General features: G+C 68.1%; 19 protein-coding genes and 1 pseudogene. 11 read left to right on the forward strand and 9 right to left on the reverse strand.

Going from position 1 to position 20072, the window contains the following annotated elements; all coding sequences use genetic code 11:
• On the forward strand, window positions 1-468 hold the full coding sequence (locus tag OHB49_RS40185) for a transglycosylase SLT domain-containing protein (RefSeq protein WP_030975434.1): 468 nt from the start codon (window positions 1-3) through the stop codon (window positions 466-468).
• A gap of 439 nt (window positions 469-907) precedes the next feature.
• Here OHB49_RS40185 and OHB49_RS40190 read toward each other — a convergent pair whose 3' ends face one another.
• Window positions 908-1615: a hypothetical protein gene (locus OHB49_RS40190; protein WP_443079616.1), complete on the reverse strand. Its 708-nt coding sequence runs from the start codon at window positions 1613-1615 to the stop codon at window positions 908-910.
• A 782-nt stretch (window positions 1616-2397) separates the two neighbouring features.
• Between OHB49_RS40190 and OHB49_RS40195 the strand changes: the two genes are divergently transcribed.
• Entirely contained in the window at window positions 2398-2961 is a 564-nt protein-coding gene (locus OHB49_RS40195; RefSeq protein ID WP_329165881.1) for a hypothetical protein, read from the forward strand.
• 332 nt (window positions 2962-3293) lie between these two features.
• Here the strand turns inward: OHB49_RS40195 and OHB49_RS40200 are convergent, their stop codons facing one another.
• The 4 genes from OHB49_RS40200 to OHB49_RS40215 form a co-directional block, all read right to left on the reverse strand.
• Window positions 3294-4313 carry a TolB family protein gene (locus OHB49_RS40200; RefSeq protein ID WP_329165882.1) on the reverse strand — a complete coding sequence of 340 codons (1020 nt, stop codon included), beginning with the start codon at window positions 4311-4313 and terminating at the stop codon, window positions 3294-3296.
• Window positions 4310-5590 carry an MFS transporter gene (locus OHB49_RS40205; protein WP_329165884.1) on the reverse strand — a complete coding sequence of 427 codons (1281 nt, stop codon included), beginning with the start codon at window positions 5588-5590 and terminating at the stop codon, window positions 4310-4312. The genes OHB49_RS40200 and OHB49_RS40205 overlap by 4 nt, the downstream gene beginning before the upstream one ends.
• 1 nt (window position 5591) lies before the next feature.
• Entirely contained in the window at window positions 5592-6482 is an 891-nt protein-coding gene (locus OHB49_RS40210) for an alkaline phosphatase family protein (protein WP_030980773.1), read from the reverse strand.
• A gap of 351 nt (window positions 6483-6833) precedes the next feature.
• Complete coding sequence (locus tag OHB49_RS40215; RefSeq protein ID WP_329165886.1) at window positions 6834-7601, reverse strand: calcium-binding protein; 768 nt, start codon at window positions 7599-7601, stop codon at window positions 6834-6836.
• Between the two features lie 438 nt (window positions 7602-8039).
• On the opposite strand from OHB49_RS40215, the gene OHB49_RS40220 reads away from it, so the two are divergent.
• The gene (locus OHB49_RS40220; RefSeq protein WP_329165888.1) at window positions 8040-8420 is read left to right on the forward strand and encodes a tetratricopeptide repeat protein; all 381 of its coding nucleotides are present in this window, start codon (window positions 8040-8042) and stop codon (window positions 8418-8420) included.
• Between the two features lie 168 nt (window positions 8421-8588).
• Here OHB49_RS40220 and rph read toward each other — a convergent pair whose 3' ends face one another.
• Together rph and OHB49_RS40230 are read right to left on the reverse strand one after the other, a co-directional pair.
• Window positions 8589-11186 carry a rifamycin-inactivating phosphotransferase gene (gene rph / locus OHB49_RS40225; RefSeq protein WP_329165889.1) on the reverse strand — a complete coding sequence of 866 codons (2598 nt, stop codon included), beginning with the start codon at window positions 11184-11186 and terminating at the stop codon, window positions 8589-8591.
• Window positions 11187-11675: 489 nt separating this feature from the next.
• A pseudogene (locus OHB49_RS40230) lies at window positions 11676-11945 on the reverse strand (IS1380 family transposase); the annotation flags it as partial.
• A gap of 53 nt (window positions 11946-11998) precedes the next feature.
• Between OHB49_RS40230 and OHB49_RS40235 the strand changes: the two are divergent.
• On the forward strand, window positions 11999-12352 hold the full coding sequence (locus OHB49_RS40235; protein WP_329165891.1) for a hypothetical protein: 354 nt from the start codon (window positions 11999-12001) through the stop codon (window positions 12350-12352).
• Between the two features lie 134 nt (window positions 12353-12486).
• Complete coding sequence (locus OHB49_RS40240) at window positions 12487-12963, forward strand: DUF2871 domain-containing protein (RefSeq protein ID WP_329165892.1); 477 nt, start codon at window positions 12487-12489, stop codon at window positions 12961-12963.
• A gap of 245 nt (window positions 12964-13208) precedes the next feature.
• On the opposite strand, the gene OHB49_RS40245 is transcribed toward OHB49_RS40240, so the two are convergent.
• Both OHB49_RS40245 and OHB49_RS45960 read right to left on the reverse strand, forming a co-directional pair.
• The gene (locus tag OHB49_RS40245; RefSeq protein WP_329165893.1) at window positions 13209-14075 is read right to left on the reverse strand and encodes an AraC family transcriptional regulator; all 867 of its coding nucleotides are present in this window, start codon (window positions 14073-14075) and stop codon (window positions 13209-13211) included.
• 25 nt (window positions 14076-14100) lie between these two features.
• Window positions 14101-14364: a putative immunity protein gene (locus OHB49_RS45960; RefSeq protein WP_443079617.1), complete on the reverse strand. Its 264-nt coding sequence runs from the start codon at window positions 14362-14364 to the stop codon at window positions 14101-14103.
• A 329-nt stretch (window positions 14365-14693) separates the two neighbouring features.
• Between OHB49_RS45960 and OHB49_RS40250 the strand changes: the two genes are divergently transcribed.
• From OHB49_RS40250 to OHB49_RS40275, 6 genes are all read left to right on the forward strand, one after another.
• Entirely contained in the window at window positions 14694-15206 is a 513-nt protein-coding gene (locus tag OHB49_RS40250) for a lamin tail domain-containing protein (RefSeq protein WP_329158463.1), read from the forward strand.
• A 435-nt stretch (window positions 15207-15641) separates the two neighbouring features.
• Window positions 15642-16052: a VOC family protein gene (locus OHB49_RS40255; protein WP_329165894.1), complete on the forward strand. Its 411-nt coding sequence runs from the start codon at window positions 15642-15644 to the stop codon at window positions 16050-16052.
• Between the two features lie 275 nt (window positions 16053-16327).
• Entirely contained in the window at window positions 16328-16792 is a 465-nt protein-coding gene (locus tag OHB49_RS40260) for a helix-turn-helix transcriptional regulator (protein WP_329165895.1), read from the forward strand.
• Window positions 16793-16797: 5 nt separating this feature from the next.
• Window positions 16798-17424 carry a glyoxalase gene (locus OHB49_RS40265; protein ID WP_030980430.1) on the forward strand — a complete coding sequence of 209 codons (627 nt, stop codon included), beginning with the start codon at window positions 16798-16800 and terminating at the stop codon, window positions 17422-17424.
• Between the two features lie 122 nt (window positions 17425-17546).
• Window positions 17547-18002 carry a pyridoxamine 5'-phosphate oxidase family protein gene (locus tag OHB49_RS40270; RefSeq protein ID WP_030980429.1) on the forward strand — a complete coding sequence of 152 codons (456 nt, stop codon included), beginning with the start codon at window positions 17547-17549 and terminating at the stop codon, window positions 18000-18002.
• A 604-nt stretch (window positions 18003-18606) separates the two neighbouring features.
• Window positions 18607-20001, forward strand: coding sequence for an FAD-dependent oxidoreductase (locus OHB49_RS40275; protein WP_329165897.1), 1395 nt, complete (start codon window positions 18607-18609; stop codon window positions 19999-20001).
• Window positions 20002-20072: the final 71 nt, after the last annotated feature.

The raw sequence follows: 20072 nt of genomic DNA on the forward strand, positions 1-20072 counted from the left end.
ATGCAGCTCACCGCGATGTCCAAGAAGTTCGCCCGCATGACCAAGACCAAGAAGATCTCGCTGGGCATGGTCGCAGCCGGCGCCGCCGTCATGGCCGGCACTGTCGTCAGCGCCCCGGCCGCCTCGGCCGCCACCCCCGCCCAGTCCGGCGGCAACGTTGACGCCTGGATCAACCAGTCGCTGCAGATCATGCGTGAGAAGGGCATCCCGGGCACCTACGAGGGCATCCGCAAGAACCTGATGCGCGAATCGAGCGGCAACCCGAACGCCATCAACAACTGGGACTCCAACGCCGCCAAGGGCATACCGTCCAAGGGCCTGCTCCAGGTCATCGACCCCACCTTCAAGACGTACCACGTCAGCGGCACCTCCCAGAACATCTACGACCCCGTCGCCAACATCACCGCCGCGTGCAACTACGCCGCGCACCGCTACGGCTCGATCGACAACGTCAACTCGGCCTACTGACCGCACAGCGCGGCCATACGCCTCGCCTGAGGCGCCGGTCCCCCTGTGACGCAGCCAGTCCGGGCCGGTCAGCCCACCAAGCAGGCACACCCTACGGACCACCGCGGACGCGGAGTTCGAGACCGGCCCGCCGACGACGTTCACACAGTCACCCACGGCACGCCCTGACCCCGTGAGGCACGGACCGCAGCCGCGGTCTGGGCCCCCGGCCCCGCGCGGCTTCCGGAGAACAGCGTCCACAGCAGCCCGCACGCGGAGCTGATCTGGGTGCATCGACCCGCAGGACCCGCCAGGTACTCCCTGGCGGGCGCACAACAACTACGGCACCTCGCTGCGTTGTCGGAACACCCGAATGCGACCGTACGAGGACGCCCCTCCGCCTTGCGATGCACCGCATCCGACGCCGCGCGCTCTTCCTCCAAGGGCTATGGGGCAGTCGTCAGCCGTGCAGCCAGATCCGCAGCGGACCGACCGGCTCGAAGCCGTGGCGGACCGCGGCCGCCAGGTCATCGCCGTGCTCGTAGCCGACCACCGGCAGGGTGGGGAACAGCCTGTGCACCGCGTCCAGCACGAGCGGCCAGGCCGCTTCCGGGCCTCCGTCCAGTGCGAAGACATTGGAGATTCCGACCACCTGGTCGCTGCGGCTCGCCACCGCTCCGGCGATCACCCGGCCGCCGGAGGAGTGTCCGGCGAGCACGAAGGTGTCCGGGTCATCCAGCAGTTCGGGCCGGAAGAGACCCGCGTTGCCGTCGCCGTCGTCCCAGGCGAGCGCCCAGGCGCGCAGCTCGTCCGGGTCGCCCGTCACGTGCCAGGCAGGACCCGACGGGATGATGGGCGCACTCGCCGGACGGTGGATCCACTGCGCCTCGAACAGCACCTGGAAGCCGGCCTCCGTCAGGTCGAGGTCGGCGAAGCTGTCCTTTATGGAGGCGCCGGGCACGGCTGTGTCGATCCGGGCTGCCAGTGCGACCGGGTCGGCACCCGGTATCAGGGTCACCGCGTCGGGGTAGTACAGCGGCGTGCGGGTCGGCGCGGTCCAGGCCTGCGCCTCGAACTCGCTCGCCAGGTCGTGCGATCGGCTCATCGCCGCGCACCACTCGGCATTGTTGCGGGCGGCGCTCCGGACCAGGAACTGCTTCGGCGTCATCACGAGTGCGGATCATGACCTGTGTCGGCCATGCCCGTCGAACGACTTTCCGTCACCTGCCGGCCGGACGCTCCACTCGAAAGCACATGGCACAGCTCCTGGGGACCGTTGACGACTTCGGCGTTTCCCGTATGCGGGCCGGAACCGGGCCCGCCCGGCACCCGTAGGTGTTCGCCGTTGTGCTCGGCCGTACCGCCGTGTCGGCGCGTCGTCGGATGGTGACGGCCCTGACGTCGTCATCGGTGTGATGTCAGGGCCGTCCCGCGGGTCCGGCGTGGGGCACCGGATTACTGGAGTTGTCTAGCACATCGGTGCATAGGGGGCGTAAGAGACACGCGTTCTCGAAGTGAAGCGACCCCATACGTGCGATGGCCCGCCAGGCGCCTCACCGATACCCCGGCCGGAGCCGCGTCGTCAGGCCGGCCTGGCGGGGGGCCCTGTCGACGGGGTGGCCCGTGGTGGTGTCGGCGGGGCGTGCGGGGCATGCCGACACTCTCTCGGTGTGCCGGACGGAGTCCATGACGGATGTTCAGGGTCCGAGAGGGTGAGTGGGTGTCATGAAGTCGCTCAGACGGCCTAATCGACTCCCAAATAAGCCTGCAGTTCTACTTATTGATGGCTCGTCATATCTGTGACGCGTGTGCCGTACCGGCTGCTTTTACGCCCGTTCGGCCCTCTGGCGTCACGCTTTCGATGTATCCGATATGACAGGTAAAGGCCCCATAAGTACTTTTAATTCAGGCCGGTTGCCCGGCCGACCCTCAGAGACAAGGGAGAATGACATGACGACGCGTACCGTCGCCGTGACCGCCGCCGCAGTGGGCGCCGCGGTCCTCGCAACTACTGGTATCACCTATGCCTCGGCCGCTGGTTCCCCCCAGGCTGCCCCGTCCGTCCAGCAGGCCGCGCCGGCCGTCCAGCAGGGTGCCCCTGCGGCGGCTCCGCTCGGTGGCGAAGGCGGCAACGAAGGCGGAGTCGCGGGCGGGAAGGGCAATGAAGGAGGCGGCTACGGGGGTGGCGGTGGCTACGGTGGTGGCCACGGCTACAAGTACGAAGGCCGGATCTTCATCAACGAGCGGTCGTACTCGGCCCGCTCGGAGGAGGGCTGCATCACTGTGGTCAGCGGGCTGGGCTCGCGGAGCTTCAACGTTCGCAACGACAGCCACCGGTCTGTGGAGCTCTTCCGTGGGGCGACCTGCGACAACGGCTCCCCGGTCGCCACTGTCGGTCCCTGGAGCACCAGCAACGGTGTCTTCACCCGCCACGTCCGCGGTGGCGTGAAGGTTCGCAATGGCGTCGTGGGCAGCTTCCGAGTGGTCAGGGACCACTACGGCAACAAGTGGTAACAGCCCCACCCGCCCAACACGGAAACTCCGGCCCGTCGGAATCGGGCCGGGGTTTCCGGCGCATGGGGGGAGACTCCGCGGCGAATGCGCCGGCTCCGGACGGCACATGCATGAACCGCGCCCTGCGTCCCATACACCCTCTACGCGATGATAGGTGTTCACCGAGTTCCCCGCGTGTCGCGGCAGGTGGACGCGGTCGGCCGCAGTCCTGCCAACCTGCCCCAGGCCCCGTGCCCTTGGGGTCCCCGAACACCGTGCGATCAGGGCCTGCGGACTACACCGAAAGGGGTCCGGAGCGTGGTCCGGAGAGGTGCGGCGACGATGTCATTCGTTCACAGGTATGTTGGGGACACCGCCGCCGTCAGCACGCGGTGCGGGGTGCCTCCGCCGTCGGCCGCCACGGCGTAGAGGTCCGCGCCGTAGTCGCCCGGGAGCGCGTACGTGAGAGTGGTGTCGTCCTGCCAGACCGCCTGGTCGTCCACGCTGCGGGTTTCGGCCAGGGGGTGGTCCCTGAGCGTGCGCAGGTCCATGACGTGCAGTCGCCACGGGGCGTCGGCGGGCAGGCCTTTGTCGCGGCTCTTGTAAGCGATGCGGGTGCCATCGGGGGAGAGTGAGGGGCACTCCACGTTCGTCCGGAGCGTGGTGAGCGTGCGGGTGCGCAGGTCGCCCCGTACCAGATAGGTCCTGCCCTTGGTGGCGAGCGTCGCGTAGAAGTGCCGGTCGTCGGCCGCGAAGGTGACGCCCCAGAAGTTGACGTCCGCGGCCCGGTAACGGTGGCCGTCCTTGCGTATCGCGAAGCCCTCCAGGCTCGGGGTGAGCTTGCCGGTGCGGGTGTCGAGGATTGCCGCGCGGGTGGAGAAGTTCGTGCCGGCGTAGCTGTCACCGCCTACGAAGACCGTCCAGGCCGCCAGCCGTCCGCTGGGGGAGACCCGGGCGCGGGAGGGAATGCCGGGGATCGTGTAGTGCGCCTGCTCCCTGAGGTGCGTGTCGAGGATCGTGGCCCGGTAGCTGTCCTGTACCGCCCCGTGCACGGCCTGGAGGCAGACTCCGGTGCCTGAAGCCGCGTAGAACCGCAGGCACTTGACGCCCGACGCCGTGCGGGCACCCGTGGGTGACGCCGCCGGGACCGTCGTCAGCTCGTCGCGGTGCGGCCCCCACGCCATGTTCCGGAACACGATCCGCCGCTTGTCGGTAAGTGTGACCCGGCCCGCGGCGATCGTCGGGCCGTCCGGCCGGGCCACGTCACGCCGTTCGGAGCGCGCGGCAGCGTGCAGCACGGAGGTCGTGGCGACCGCCGCGAGCACGGTGACCGCGCAGACGAGGACGAGCAGCTTGGTGCGGGCGTTCGTCATACGGAAACCTTCGCGGTCGGGCCAAGACGGAACGAGAAGACGGCGCACACGGCGAGCGCCACCGCAGCCGCCAGCAGCGCCGTGCGGTCGCCCCACGCCGTCCACGCGGCGCCGAACGCCAGCGAGCAGACGAACCGGGCGACGGCCTGCCCGGTCTGCACCAGGGCGAGCCCCGACGAACGCAGTTCCTCGGGCACGCTCTCCGACGCCGCCGCCATCAGAATGCCGTCCGTGGCCGCGTAGAACGAACCGTGCAGGATGAGCACGACGTACGGGAGCGCCGTGCCGTGCCAGGACGAGAGCAGCAGTCCGTACGCGGCGAGCAGCGCCCCGTGGCCGGCGAGGAACACCCGCCAGGGGCCAACCCGGTCCGCGAGCCGCCCCAGTGGCAGGGCGAGCAGCAGGAAGGCGGCGGCGGTCCCGATCGGCAGGAGCGCGAACCAGCGGTCGGGCACGCCGAGGCGGCGCTGGAGGAGCAGGTAGACGAACGAGTCGCTGACGGTCGCAAGGCCGAGCAGCAGGGCGCAGATGCAGATGCGCCGGATGCCTGGCCGCCGCAGGAGGGCGAGGGCGGCTCGGAGCGTGGTGCGGGGCCGCTGGGCCGCGGGGTCGGCACGGCGTGCGGCTGCCCCGCCCGGCACGAACAGGACCAGCACAAGCACGCCGATTACCGCGACGCAGAAGCTCACCGTGAACACCGCGTCGTAGCCGTCGACCGTGGCACGCAGGATCAGGAAGGCGGCGAGCGGACCGAGCAGGGCGCCCGCGGTGTCCATCGCGCGGTGGACGCCGAAGGCACGGCCGCGGGCCTCCGGTGGCGATGACAAGGAGATCAGAGCGTCGCGCGGCGCGGTGCGCAGGCCCTTGCCGGTGCGGTCGGCCGCGAGGACGAGGCCTATGGGCGTGAGGGTGTGGGCGATGAGGAGAAGGGGTTTGCACAGCGCCGAGAGGCTGTAGCCGATGATCGCGACGGGCTTGTGGCGCCCGCCGCCCCGGTCCGCGGAGTGTCCGCCGACCAGCCGCACCAGGGCCGAGAAGCCGTTGTAGACGCCGTCCAGGAACCCGAAGCCGAGCGGGCTGAGGCCGAGCCCCGCCACCAGGTAGAGCGGCAGGACCGCCGTCACCATCTCCGATGACACGTCGGTGATCAGACTGACCGTGCCGAGCGCCAGCACCGTGGGGGCGACCGCCACGCGCCGCCGGGCCGGGGGAGTGCCCGGCCCGGTGGCGCGCTCGGCGGACCTCGCGCGGGTGGCGCGGCTGTCCGCTACGTACATGTCAGGATGCCCAGACCCCGGTGATGTCCTTGGCGGACGCCGCGTTGCCCGCGTGGCCGAGGCCGTGCATGTCCTCGAGCGTGCGCAGCAGGTCGTAGTGGTTGTACGTGGTGGCGGACGTGGAGCCCGGGGTCACCTGCTGGCCGTAGAGCACCGTGGGGATGCGGTTGCCGCTGAGCCGGTTGTCCTCGTCGAAGGTGACGACGAGGAGGCTGTTGTGGGTCTTCGCCCAGGTTGCGTAGGCGCCGAGGTTGTTCTTCAGCCAGGTGTCACCGGTCGAGACCGAGCAGTCGTGCATGTCGCTGCACAGGTTCGGGACGACGAAGGAGACCTGCGGCAGTTTCGTGTAGTCGGTGGGGAACTGCTGGAACGTGTACGCGGATGAGGTCGGGACGTTGCTGAAGCCGAACCACGGGTTGTGCTTGCGGGCGTAGCTGCCGCTGCTGCACGTGGTCGAACCCTGGCTGGGAAGCGTCTCGTTGTAGCTCGCCCAGGTCTTGCCCGCGGCGATCAGCTCGGACGCGAGGTTGGGCTTGCTGGAGAAGCCGGGGGTGTAGCAGCTGTCGTCCGTGATGCCCTGCGTGGAGCCGGAGAACAGGGCGAAGTAGTTGGGCTGACTGGGGTGCGTCTCGGCGTACGAGGCGCTCAGGTTGGCGCCGCCGCTCTTCAGCGAGTTGATGTACGGGGCGCTGGAGGAGCCGATTACCTGGCTGTAGCCGTGGTTCTCGAAGACCACGACGATCACGTGGTCGGGAGTTGGCACGCCGGCCGCGGCCTGGGCGGACGAGGAGCCGCCAATGCCGGTCCACAGGCCGACGACGGCGGCAGCGGTGAGGGTCAGGGCGCAGGTGAGGGCGGTGCGACTGCGGCGGAACACGGATCTGCCGGGCACTGGGAACCTCCGGTGGGGGAGTGACGGGGGCGGTGCAGACAGAGCATGCTCACGCCAAGATGCATCCGGCGTACCGCATCCCACAAGGGGCATGAAGATCGGGTGAACGATCTCCTGCGCACCGTTTGCCCGCCGGCGACTGCGGCCCGATACGCTCGCCGGGTGCGAGGAGGCACTGCCGGCGCCGAGGTGTCGAGACCGTCGCGACGGGCGATGAGGAGTCCCAGCGCGTGGCGGCTGAGGCGCCGCTCCGTATGTGACGCCCTGAACGTTGGTCGAAGGCAGCGTGGATCTGCGCCTGCGGGCCCTGTCCCGCGGATGTTCCAAGGACAGGGCCTGGGCGGGTATGGCCTACTTCAGGGCGACGCTGTCGCCGTAGGCGGTTGCGGTGCTCGTCGTGCTTGTGCCGGCGAACGCCCAGCGCCAGGTACCGGCGGAATTCGCGGTGACCGTCGTCCTGAGCTTGCCGCCGCTGTCGGTGGTCACCTTCTTGACCGTGGTGTAGGTGGAGGAGCCGGACTTCTTGTACTGAAGGGCCACGGTCTGGCCGCTGTACCCGGCGTAGGCGTTGGTGTCCCAGTTGGCCCGGGTGAGCGTCCCGGTCACGGTGAGCGTGCCGCCCTTGGCGACCGGTTCGGGGGAGGCCCGGGTGTCGGCGAGCTTGGCGTAACGCTTCACCTTGACCGGCGCGCTGTCCTCGAGGTCGTAGAAGTCGCCGTCATTGGCGGCGGCCTCGGCAGTGAAATGCCAGGTGCCGGCCGAGCTGTTCTTGAGGTCGTAGTAGTCGGTGCGGTCGGCGTCCAGGGTGAACTTGAGGACGCACTTCCTGGTGGTGGACGTGGGGCGGGTGCAGTCGGCGGAGCCTGCGTGGATGATCCGGCTGTCAGCGCTGACCAGCTTGGAACCGTAGATGTCCTTGATCCCGGACCCGTCCTTGGCGACGGCGGTGACGGTCAGCGTCTGCGCCGTGCTGACTCCGGCGTTGACTGTCTGCTTGCTGAAGGACAGCGACGTGAAGACGGTGTCGCCCTTCTGTGCGTCGGCATGCGCGGCCGGCGTCAGGAACGAGAGCAGTGCCAGAGCGCCGACGGCAGCGGCCGCGGTGGAACGAATACGCATGTTTCTCCGAAAACGATGAGCCGGATCTTGTCCGGGCGCGAGAAAGACCACTGACACCCGTGGTTGGTTGTACGACGGCGGACGGCGCCCTGTCCGTGCTCTCTGCGGCAGTGTTCAACCGGATGCTCGGACCGCTCGATCACTGCCTGCTGAGCCGCGCCCGCTCCCACGGAAACCATCGCCTTCCCGGCCCTTGTCGCACCGAGGCCGTCGACCCCGCACGTGCCCCGGTCTCCTCGAGGCCGGCGGAGGGCGAGTCGCCCCGCGGCACCGCCGACCGGGTTTCCTTCCCTTCGGCGAAAACTGCATGGGAATGATTCAAACTTCAATGAAGTTTCATCCACCAGTAGGGCCGATCGGCCCTCGCGCCCCGGAACGCCGTGGGCGCCAGGTGCCTGCACCGCAGAACGCATGCTCGTGCAGTGAACGGAGAATGTGATGGTCGGCATACAGGGAGTGAGCTGGAACGAGCGGCGGCAATACGCGAGCCGTCTCTTCGAATCCCAGCGTTACCGCGCGGCTTCCCGGGTTCTCAAGGACCTGGTTGCCTCGGCGCCCCGCAACCTGGACCTCCGCATGCTCCTCGCCCGTTCGTACTACTACACGGCGCAGCTTTCCCTGGCCGAGGCGGAGCTGCGCCAAGTGCTGCGCGCCGAGCCCGCCCACCCCTCTGCCCACCTCGCGCTCGCCCGCGTCCTGGAGCGCCAGCACCGCTGTTCCGAGGCGGCGCCCCATATGAGGGCCGCGGACACGATGACCGCACGCGACCTCCTTGCCCTCAGGCACCCCCACAACTCATCCCCCCGACTCGCCGGTTGAGGCTGGTCGAGAAAGCAGAAAGCGCCTCTGAGCTGCAACGATAGGACTCGCTCAGGGTCCTGTACGTGGTAGCGGAGGGGGCACCTTCGCAGGTGAAGAACAGTATCGGGTCGTGCTTGGCGTTGTTCTGGCCGGACGCTACGGGATGGGCCTTCTCGGTGTGGTCGGTCAAGCCAGGATCTCGATGTACCCGTCGGTTCCGTGCACACGGATCCGCTGCCCGTCCCGGATCAGCCGAGTGGCCTGCTCGACGCCCACGACGGCCGGCAAGCCGTACTCCCGGGCGATCACTGCGCCATGGGTCATCAGGCCGCCCACCTCTGTCACCAGGCCCGCGATTCCGACGAACAGCGGCGACCAACTGGGGTCCGTGAAGGTCGTGACCAGGATGTCGCCCGCTTCGAGATCGGCCTCCGCCATGTCAAGGATGACGCGGGCCCTCCCCTCGATGGTCCCGGCGGAGACCGGGAGGCCGATCAGGGCGCCGGCCGGCACATCGTCGCGCCGGTACGCCCCGGTGACGGCCTCGCCATCCGATGTGAGGACCCGGGGTGGTGTGAGCGCGTGGTACGACCGGAACGCGTCCTTGCGCTGCTGGATGAGCTGGTCATCCACCTGGTTCGAGCGCACGACGTGGTGGAACTCCTGGAACGTGAGATAGAAGATGTCCTCCTTCTCAGGAAGCACGTTGGCCTGCACGAGGCGCTCGGCCTCCTCCAGCAGGGCCTGCTTGTAGACGAAGTAGCGGCTGACGATTCCGTACTTCGGGTACTCCCGGTACCCGATGAAGGTTCGGACCCGGTCGATCATCCGCTTGGCCTCGTCGGCCTTCTGGTCCCCGTCCGGCAGGGCCCGCAAGCGTGACAGCACGTCCTGTTCCTTCTTCTGCGCCTTCTGCCGGCCTTCCTCGAAGCGCCGCTCGGCGGCGCCCGGCTCGAAGATCCTGACGTTGTCGAGGATCACGGGCACGAGCGTGGTGGGGCGCTCGCGCCAACGCGGTCTCGTGATGTCGATCTCGCCGACGCAGCGCATGCCGTACCGGTCGAGGTAGGACTCGATGGCGTCTCGCGCTTCGGTCCCGCCGGCGAGCTTCGTCAGCTCGTCCAGGAAACCCTCGTCCTCGACGCCCTGCAGGAACGCCACCACCTCCGGCTGCGGGCGGATCACGTCCGCGACATCGAGCAACGCCAGGCCCATCTCCGACGTGACGTTGTCGGGGGCGGACAGCGTGAGTGTGTCAGCCGCGTTCTTCTCGCCCAGCCACTCCTGCAGCTTGTCGTTGAGCCACCACGTGGCCTCCATCCCCGCCATGATCGCCTGAAGGTTCAGCGGATCACTGAGGACTCGCTTGTGCTCCTCGAAGGCCTCCAGCAGGTAGTCGAACAGCGCCGGTCCGGTCTTCGACCGGATGTCGCGCTCCAGGGCGGCGATGGACACCTGGCGGCGCTCGATCAACTCGGTGACGATGGCCGGATCGGTCTCGATCGAGGCGGACGCGCCGCCGGCCGGCGGCCCGCCGGGACCCGCGTCCGGGAGCGACGGGACGAAATCGTCGTGGTCGAGGACGGTCTCCAGAGCGTCCCTGATCAGCGGATCGCCTCTCCCCATGACGTCCAGAAGACCGGCGCGGCTCGCGGGCGAGGCCAGGCGCCGGGTGACGTCGACGAACAGCCTCCCGCCGGCCTCGTGCATCGGCACCATGGCCGTCAGCTGCCACATGGAGAGCCCCAGGGGCTTCATGGGGTCGGTCATCATCTGCCCATGGCCAACCGAGACGTAGACGTGATTCTCCTGGTCGCCGGTCGCGGGGATGGGGAACAGCGTCGTGATCGGCCGGCTCTGAACGATTTGGAAGCCATCATCGACCAGGCACCATTCGATGTCCTGCGGGCTGCCGAAGTGCGCTTCGATCCGCCGCCCGAGCTGCACGAGCCGCACGACCTGCGCATCCGTCAGCGCCGGCTGCTCCTGCCGCTGCGAGTCGATCGCCACTTCCTGCGTACCGCCGGCCGGCAGGGCGCGAACGGCATGCTGTTTGGCCGCGATCGCCTTCGCGACGACTTCGCCGTGTCGCACCTTGAAGACGTCCGGGTTCACCAGGCCGGAGATCAGGGCCTCGCCGAGGCCGAAGCCGGCGTCCACGGTGGCGACCTTCCGGTTGCCTGTGACGGGGTCGGCCGTGAACAGGATGCCGGCCGCATGCGGGAAGACCATCTGCTGGACCACCACGGCCATGTGGACCGTACGGTGATCGATGCCGTTCCGCTGACGGTAGGTCACGGCCCGCTCGGTGAACAGCGAGGCCCAGCACCGGCTGACGTGCTGGAGGATCGCAGCCGGCCCCACGACGTTCAAATACGTGTCCTGCTGGCCGGCGAAGGAGGCCGTCGGCAGGTCCTCTGCCGTGGCGCTGGATCGGACGGCATAAGCGGCCTGCTCGCCGAGCCGGGCGAGAGCGCGGGTGATCGCCGCCGCGAGATCGTCCGGGATGGCGATCCCTTCGATGGCCCGACGAATCTGGGCGCTGAGCGTGCAGATCGCCTCCCGGTCGTCCGGGTTCAGGCGCGACAACTGATCGAGCCGATCGTCGATCGACGGTGCTTCCGCCATGATCCGCCGGAAGGCGTCCGTCGTCACGCAGAAACCAGTGGGCACGCGAATGCCTTCGATCCGTGACAGCCCGCCCAGGTGAGCGCCCTTTCCGCCGACGAATGCGACCTGCGTCTCGTCGACCTCTTGAAGATCCCACACGTACTGCTCGATCATCGCGACACCTCCGAGGCAGCCGTGTCCCGCTGCACTGCACTGGCCGATCGAATCACCGGCGCCCCCAGCTCTGTCGAACCTCTCGTCAGGCACCTCCTCGTCTCTGACCGCCCTCTCTCTGACGAGTCGGCCGACCGCTCCGCCCGGTCGGTCGGCGCGCACACCCGCACAACCGCCCCGAGCACTCGTGACCGCACTGCCGGTCCCACCACTGGTTCAACGTCACCTCGTCCCCGATACGTCGACAACACACGCACGTCGTGTCCCCATTTCCGCAGGTTGTGGCCTCGGCCGACGATTTTGCGCCACCACCTGGGTCTTGCCGCAAGCCCCCCAGTGCGCTATACGTTAGGAGTGGCGGGGAGAGAGATCTCTCTGCCTTTGTTTTTTGCCGTCCGCTGGAACTGACAAGCTTCTCGCGAAGTGGCGGCGTGCCGCGTACGGCGGTACGCGTCGCCGGCCCAGGTGGATGTCTCATCAGCCTACGGATGCAGCCGCGGAACCAAAGGTTCTCTCCCCTGTCGGCAAGGTCCGAACGCCGTCGAGCGCGTCGCCATCTCCCGCGAGGTCCAGCAGGACCTTGCACGGATCGTGCACCGCACGCGGCTTGCGCCACGGTGCCGGCGCCGCCGGTATCGCCGTGTCCAGACCGGCCTTGCGGGCGGTCTCCACCAGCAGCACCCCACCAGCCTGCGAGACCACTGCACCCCCGTCCCCCTGGACGCGGACATGCGGATACGACCCGATACGCTTGTTCACCTGGAGAGTGCTTCTTTCCTTGCAGCGGACAGGACCCTGGAAAGGTCACATCGTTGCAGGTCAGCAATACTCTCCACGTATTTGATCAAGAGCCGGACAAGCCCGCTCGTGAAAGCGCGAGGATCGAGGGGTTGTCGTCAACGCGACTGGCCGACGCCGGATTTGAAGTGGCTGACCGCCAAGGGGCCTGCCTGCTCGGAGCAGATGCTGCGGCCCGTGAGGTACTGGAGGAGACCGGCGCATCGCAACTGCCGTGGCTGACGAGCCTGCCGCTCGGCATCTCGTTTCCCGCGGACTGCCCGCGTCCAGCAGTAGCTGAGCAACTGAGCCTGGTGGAGTTCCTCCTGCAGACGAACCCCAGCGTCTCCCTGATCTCCTTCAACGCCTCGTCCGGGACCGGGAGATGACACACCCCAGCCGTCGCATCGGCGGCGGCCTGTTGGTGGCGCTCACCACGCAATGCTAGGCATCGCTCACTCCACAACCTCGCCCTCGGCGGATATCTTCGCCCCCGTACGGGAGACACTTTCGAGGGGGAGCCATGACCATCCGGGCATCGCTGCACGCGGCCCATGTCTACATGATCCTGGGCGTCGTTTCCGGGCTCTACTACCGTGAACTCACCAAACACAACGGGTTCGACGGGGAGACCCAACTATCGGTAGTCCACACCCATTTGCTGGCCCTCGGTATGTTGGCCTTCCTCATCGTCCTCGCGCTCGACAAGCTGTTCACCCTGTCCGGCGGCCGGCACTTCACCTATTTTTTCGTCTTCTACAACGCCGGCATCGCCATCACCGTGGGCTCCATGATCTTCCGCGGTACGCAGACCGTCCTCGGCCACCCCGTCCCCGAGGCGGTCTCTTGGATCGCTGGCCTTGGCCATACGGTCCTCACCGTCGGCCTGATCCTCCTCTTCACCCTGCTCGGCAAGCGCGTCACCAATAGGCGCAACACCTCAGAGGCTGCTCCGGGCCATGACCTGCAGGCCGACCTGGAGAAGGGCAACGCGCTGTAGTAGGCGACAGTCGAGAGCTGTTGTCGATCGCTTTCTGGAGAGCAGACGTCGGTCTGATGACGTCGAGATGTCGCTGAGTTCCGAGGCCGGGCGCCTTCGGCAGTCGACCGCTGTCTGCGGCAACAGCCGCTGCGGCAGAGCGCTTTGCCCGTTCATCAGATCGTCTCGAGCTATCCCGGGATCGTTCCACGAGTTCGATCAGCGTCAGCGGCGCGCGGCGGCCCAGGGCCGCCGCGCGCTACCTCTCAGACCGCCGTCCGCTCCACGGGGATCCACAGCTCCGCGTCCGCCTGTGACGCGTCCTGCGACAGCCGGGTACGCAGGATCTCGGGCCCCGGCCGGCTCCGGTACGGATTGGACGGGAACCACTGCGTGAACACGTCCCTCCACAGGTACTGGAGCGCCTGCGGAAACGGCCCGGAGCTCTCGAAGACGGCCCACGTCCCGGCCGGGACGGTGAGCGCGTCCATGCCCTCGGGCACGGCGGCGAGGGTCACCACGCCGTGGTAGTAGTCGAGCTCGGTCCCCTCGGCGCGGCTGTCGTCCAGATTGTCGCTCACCGAGACGATCCCCTTCGGCTCCTGATCGGACAGGCTCTTGATGCGCTGCAGCGTCTCCTGGTCGATGGCCCGGATGAAGGCGGCGATGGCCGGGTTCACCCCCTCGTGCACGAGAGGGACGCGCGCCTTTCTGCCGACCACACGGAATTCCTCCTTCTCCACGACCTTGTACCGCATGCTGCTGCTCCCTTCGACGATGAGGCGGAAGGACATCCGTGGCTGGGACTGCAGACTCGCACCGACCCGCCTGACCTCGCCGGGACCTACGCCGTGCATCGCGCGGAAAGCACGCGCGAACGCCTCCCCCGAGGTGTAGCCGTACCGCACCGCGACCTCCAGCAGCGTCCGCTCCCCGGCCAGCACCTCGGCACCCGCGACCGTAAGCCGCCTGCGCCGGATGTACTCCGACAGTGGAATCCCCGCCAGCGCGGAGAACAGCCGCCGGAAGTGGTACTCCGACGTCGCCGCGATCCGCGCCAGGTCGGACACCTCGATCCGCTGATCGAGGTGACACTCGATGTGCTCCATGGCCTGGTTCAGCCGCTCCAGCACCCTGGCCTCCTTCCCTTTCGATCGCTCACGTTAGGAAGGAATCACCCTGCCTGACCCGACATTCTGTGCCCGGTCCGGTCGGGTACGACAGGACCCCTGACCGCGCGAACCCCACACCTGCGTGCGCGGCTCCTCGGATATCAGCCATACGGAAGAAGCCCGTTGCGAGCCGTTCCCGGCAAGCTTTGATTGCCGTTCGTCGTTGTTCGTCCTCCGGGTGCACTCGCTTGAACAGCGGCAGTACACGCTCAGCGGGCTGAGGGACGTAATTCTCCGAAGTGTGAGGCATTGTGCCTGTTACCCGATTTACGTGACACCGGTGGCGGAGCGCGGGGTGGTGTGCCACGGCGTGCGGAGGCGCCGGAAAGGGCTTGTTGCCGCGGGTGGCCGGGATGGTTGCCGTGCCCAGTGAATGTCAGGGGCACGCCCGTGCGGGGTCTGTGATCGGTACAGTCATCGGTTACGGAAATATCCGCATTTTGTAACGCAGGCTGAAGCTTGCGCCGACAGGCGGACGGGTGGTTCAGAGTGTGGGTCCTCGGCTTGTTGAGCCGGGACCCGCACCGCGCAACATGGCTCCGACCTGGGCCTGGGCGCCTCTACTTGAGGGGACATCACGTGTCTGCTTCTCGTACTGTCCGTCGTCTCGTCGCTACCGGTCTGGCGGCCGGTTCCCTTGTCGCCGTCGTGGCGATGCCGGCATCCGCCGACAACGGCCACAACCGTGACCGTCACCACCAGACGTACTCCCGTGTGGTGCTCGGCAGCATCCAGTACAACAGCCCGGGCCGTGACGACCACTCCAACCGTTCACTGAACGGGGAATGGGTCGAGGTCACCAACACCGGCTACCGGCCGGTGAACCTGGACGGATGGACACTCTCGAACCGGGACGGCAACCGTTACCGCTTCGACGACCTCCGCCTGGGCGCCCGGGCCACCGTCCGCATCCACACCGGACGCGGCCACGACACCCGCGCCAACGTCTACCAGGACCGCCGCACCGACTACATCTGGAGCAACTACTCCGACAAGGCCACCCTGCGCGACAACCACGGCCGGACCGTCGACACCAAGTCCTGGGGCCGCGACCGCGACCACCGCACCAACGACCGCGGACACCGCCGCTGACCTGACCCCCACCCGCCACTGACAGCCGACCCCCTCCCGGAACCGCTGCGTGCCGCCACCCCCCGCCCCCGAAGTGGCGGCACGCAGCCCGCGCACACACCGGCCACCTCCCGGACGGAGGTCCGCGGGGGCACCACGCCTGGGACACTCACAGGGCCCTGGTCCGGACGGCGAATTCCAGGGCCCTGGCGCGTACATCAGCGTCGGGCGCATCACGCACTTCGAAGCTGCGGGGAGCTGGGCTCACGGGCTCGGGCTGTTGCATCGGGGCCGTTTGCTGCCGTCAGAGGTGGAGACGGTTGCGGAGATCCTGGGCGACGTGGTCCCAGGCGATCCGTGCGGCGCCGGGATGCGACTTCGTGTGGCGAAACAGGTGGCCGGACCGGTCAGGAATCGAGAAGCGCGGGTCACGGAGCCGCACCTAGCATGACCGTCATGGACATCACCATTCACACAAGCTTCCTCCCGCATGACGACCCGGACGCGTCCCTGGCCTTCTACCGCGACACCCTCGGCTTCGAGGTCCGCAGCGACTTCGGGCAGGGCAAGATGCGCTGGATCACGGTCGGCCCCGTCGGCCAGCCCGACACATCCATCCTTCTGGCGCCGCCGGCTGCCGACCCTGGGGTCACCGAGGACGAGCGCCGCACCATCGCCGAGATGATGGCCAAGGGCACCTACGGCTGGATCCTGCTTGCCACCCGGGACCTCGACGGCACTTTCGAGAAGGTGCAGGCCGGCGACGCCGAGGTCGTGCAGGAGCCGACCGAGCAGCCGTACGGCATCCGCGACTGTGCCTTCCGTGATCCCGCGGGAAACCTGGTCCGCATCCAGGAGCTTCGCTGAGCCGTCCGGTCATCGATTCGGCCATGGAGGCCGACGTCGCGACCACCTATGAAGTATGCGGCGGCCGGTGCTCCCGGGCCGCTGTCCCCGAACCATCCCCGGGCGCCCGCCTGTCCCAGAGCCTGAGCCGACCCCCGGCCTCCGTCCCGCCGCCGCTCGGTCTGCTCGACCGGCTCGTCGATTCCGGCAAGTCGGTCATCGCCACCGAGCACCTCGCCGTCTGCCGCGGCTTGAGACCCAGGTGCTCGCGGACATCGACGAAAAGGAGTTCTCCCATGTGTCACCCCTCGTGGGGGCGCGCACGCACCGCGGCGCATCGCCTGAGCGACCTCGCGCGACTGCGCCGCGTCCGCGACCGGATCGACCGCGAGTACGCGCAGCCGCTGAACGTCGAGGCGCTCGCCCGCGGCGTGAACATGTCGGCCGGGCACCTCAGCCGCCACTTCAAGCTGGCGTACGGCGAGTCTCCGTACACGTACCTGATGACGCGTCGCATCGAGCGTGCGACGGCGCTACTGCGTCGTGGCGACCTCAGCGTCACCGAGGTCTGCTTCGCGGTCGGCTGCTCATCGCTGGGCACGTTCAGCACCCGCTTCACCGAGCTGGTCGGCATGCCGCCCAGCGCCTACCGACGCCGCGCAACGGGCGCTGTGGCGGGGATGCCGCCGTGTGTTGCAAAACAGGTGACAAGACCGGTCAGGAATCAAGAAGCGCCGGCCGTCGAGCCGCAACTAGCGTGATGGCCATGGCATCCATCGCATCCGTAACCCTCGACGTGGCCGACCCCTCGGCCGCCGATCGCTTCTACACCACAGCCTTCGGCTTGGACACGCAGATTCGTCTGCGCGCCTCGGAGGCACCCACAACCGGCTTCCGCGGGTTCACGCTGGCGCTCACGGTGTCCCAGCCGGCCACCGTGAACAACCTCATCGACGCCGCCCTCGACGCCGGCGCGACGCCGCTGAAGCCTGCCGCGAAGTCGTTCTGGGGCTACGGCGGTGTCGTACGAGCCCCGGACGGGACGATCTGGAAGGTCGCCACCTCGGCGAAGAAGGACACCGGTCCGGACACCCGGCGGATCGACGAGATCGTGCTCCTGCTGGGAGTCGAGGACGTGGTCGCGAGCAAGCGGTTCTACGTCGAGCGCGGCCTTGCCGTGGCGAAGAGCTTCAGCCGCATGTACGTCGAGTTCGCTGCTGGGCCGAGTCCCGTCAAGCTGGCCCTGTACAGGCGTCGTGCCCTGGCCAAGGACGTCGGCGTCGCTCCCGAAGGCACCGGATCGCACCGGCTCATGATCGGCGGCGACGCCGGGCCCTTCACCGACCCGGACGGGTTCGCGTGGGAGGCCGCATCGCTGACACCTACGACCTGATGTGCCGCTGCCGCCTGTCCTCCCTGGCCGCCGATCACGAGACGGCCGCCGGGTGAATCGGCGGACGACCGAGGAGCCACTCCCCTGGAGGAAGGGCTTCCCACGAAGTGACTGGAGGAAGCATGACGGGCGCGCCGCCACGTGGGCTTGAGGAGAGGCTGCGGGACACCCGCGCGAAACTGGAGAGCGACGTCGATGTCTGGGTCGCGACGTCGAGCTCCCCGGGCGGCGTCCACCTCATCCCGCTCTCGTACCTCTGGGACGGGACCACGTTCCTCATCTCGACGCCGCGCGCCTCGGTCACCGGCCGCAATCTGCTGGCGGAAGGCCGGGTGCGACTCAGCCTCGGGCCGACACGTGACGTCGTCGTCGTGGACGGCATCGCCGAGCGGGTGGACATCGCCGACCTCGGTCCGGAGACGGGCGACGCCTTCGCGACCAAGACCGGTTTCGATCCGCGCGAGCTCGACGAGCCCTACCAGTACTTCCTGATCCGGCCGCGGCGCCTCCAGGCCTGGCGGGAGGCGAACGAGCTGCTGGGACGCGACCTCATGCGCGACGGCCGTTGGCTCGACTGACCGCCCGACGGGAACACAGCCGCCCCACCTGGCGATCGTTGCGGGCAAGGACGTGGACTTCACGCGGGGACTCCTCACTCGGACCGAGCAGAGCTGACGCATCTCGGACCGCTCCAGCACCGGCCTTCGCCGGGAGAGGCACGTAACACCCGTGACGGTCGGCGGCCGGTTGTCTCCTCAGCAACTGACCGTCGGTGAGGAGTTCCAACTGGCCGCAGTCACCCGCCGCCCGTCATTCGGCCTTTCGGGTGACGGGCGTTCTGCTCGCCATCGTCGAGGGATGCGGCGGCGACGTCGTGGAAGCCAGGGTTCGGCTCATCGACATGAGCGTGGGGCGAGCAAGTGAATGGTGCCACCTCGGCGGTGCGCAGGAGAGCCATCCAGTACTCACACAAAGCCTCGGGTCCCTGCGTGCGCAAGTCCGCATGCACCTGCTCGGCCCCCTGAGCCTACCTACCTGTATGCAGACCACTGACGGTGACGGTCGGTGCCGAAGCAGGTTGCGACCTCGAGGGGTTGGTGTTGCTGTTGAGGTGACGAAGACGCTGCGCACACGCAGGACCCTCTCAGCTGACGCCCAATCTCCATGGAAACGGAAGTGAGCATGGAAGGCGCAAACCACGGTCTCCACGCTGATGTCCTGGTCATCGGCTACGGCAAAGGTGGCAAGACGGTGGCCGCGAAGATGGGCCGTCTCGGCAAGCGGGTCGTGCTCGTGGAGCGGTCGGACCGGATGTACGGAGGCACTTGTCCCAACGTGGGGTGCGTGCCGACGAAGGCGCTGGTCCACCACGCCGGCAAGCGCCGGCCGGAGGATGCTGCGCAGGAGTGGTACGAGCGTTCCGTCACCAAGGTCCAAGCGGTGACCAAGATGATGCGCGACGGTAACTACGAAGGGCTGAGCGGCATGGAGACCGTCACGGTCCTCACCGGTCAAGCCGCGTTTGTCGACCCGCACACCGTCGCGGTCCAGGCAGGCCGCGAACGCCTTACGGTCACCGCCGACACCATCTTGATCAATACCGGCTCCGAGCCGATCATCCGCGACATTCCTGGCCTGCGTGACAGCCAGTACACCGTCACCAGCACCGAACTGATCGAGACCACCGTCCTGCCGGAACGACTGACCATCATCGGCGGCGGATACCTCGGCCTGGAGTTCGCCGCGATCTACCGACGGTTCGGCTCACAGGTGACCGTGCTCGAGGCATCTCCGAAGATCCTCGGTCGTGTCGACGACGACGTCGCCGCCGTCGCCCAGGACATCCTCACCGACGAGGGCATCGAGATCATCGCCGGCGCCCAGGTGAGCCAGGTCCGCGACGGGGACGGCGGCGGGACCGTGTTCTACGACAAGGACGGCCACGAGCACTCCGTAGCAGCCGACGCCATCCTGGCCGCCACCGGCCGCGCCCCGGTCACCCGCGACCTCGCCCTGGAGGCGGCCGGGGTCCGTACCACCGAGCGGGGAGCGGTCGAGGTCGACGCGTTCTTGCGCACCAGCCAGCCGCACATCTACGCCCTCGGCGACGTCAACGGCGGTCCGCAGTTCACCTACATCTCCCTCGACGACAGCCGCATCGTCCTCGATCAGCTCATCGGTGAAGGCAAGCGCTCCACGGCGGACCGGGTGGCCATCCCGCACACGCTGTTCATGACCCCGCCGCTGGCGACCGTCGGTCTGACCGAGAAGGAGGCCCGCGCGGCCGGACTCCGGGTGAAGATCGCCAGCCAGCCGGTGGCCGAGATCATCGCCATGCCACGCGCCTACATCGTCGAAGACCCCCGCGGCGTCATGAAATTCGTCCTCGACGCCGACACCGACGACATTCTCGGCGCCGCCCTGCTCAGCATCGACGCGCAGGAACTCATCAACACCGTCGCGCTCGCCATGCGGCACGGCGTCAAGGCGGCCGAACTCCGCGACGCCGTCTACCAGCACCCCACCTCCACCGAAGCGTTCAACGACGTACTCGCCACCATCGTGCGAGCCGACTGACCACAAGCCGCTCGCCGCCCCGGGGCGTTTCTCGCGGATCAGCCGGCGTGGCATCGAGAAAGGAAGGGCGC

The sequence above is a fragment of the Streptomyces sp. NBC_01717 genome, from assembly GCF_036248255.1.
In the GTDB taxonomy this organism is placed as follows: domain Bacteria; phylum Actinomycetota; class Actinomycetes; order Streptomycetales; family Streptomycetaceae; genus Streptomyces.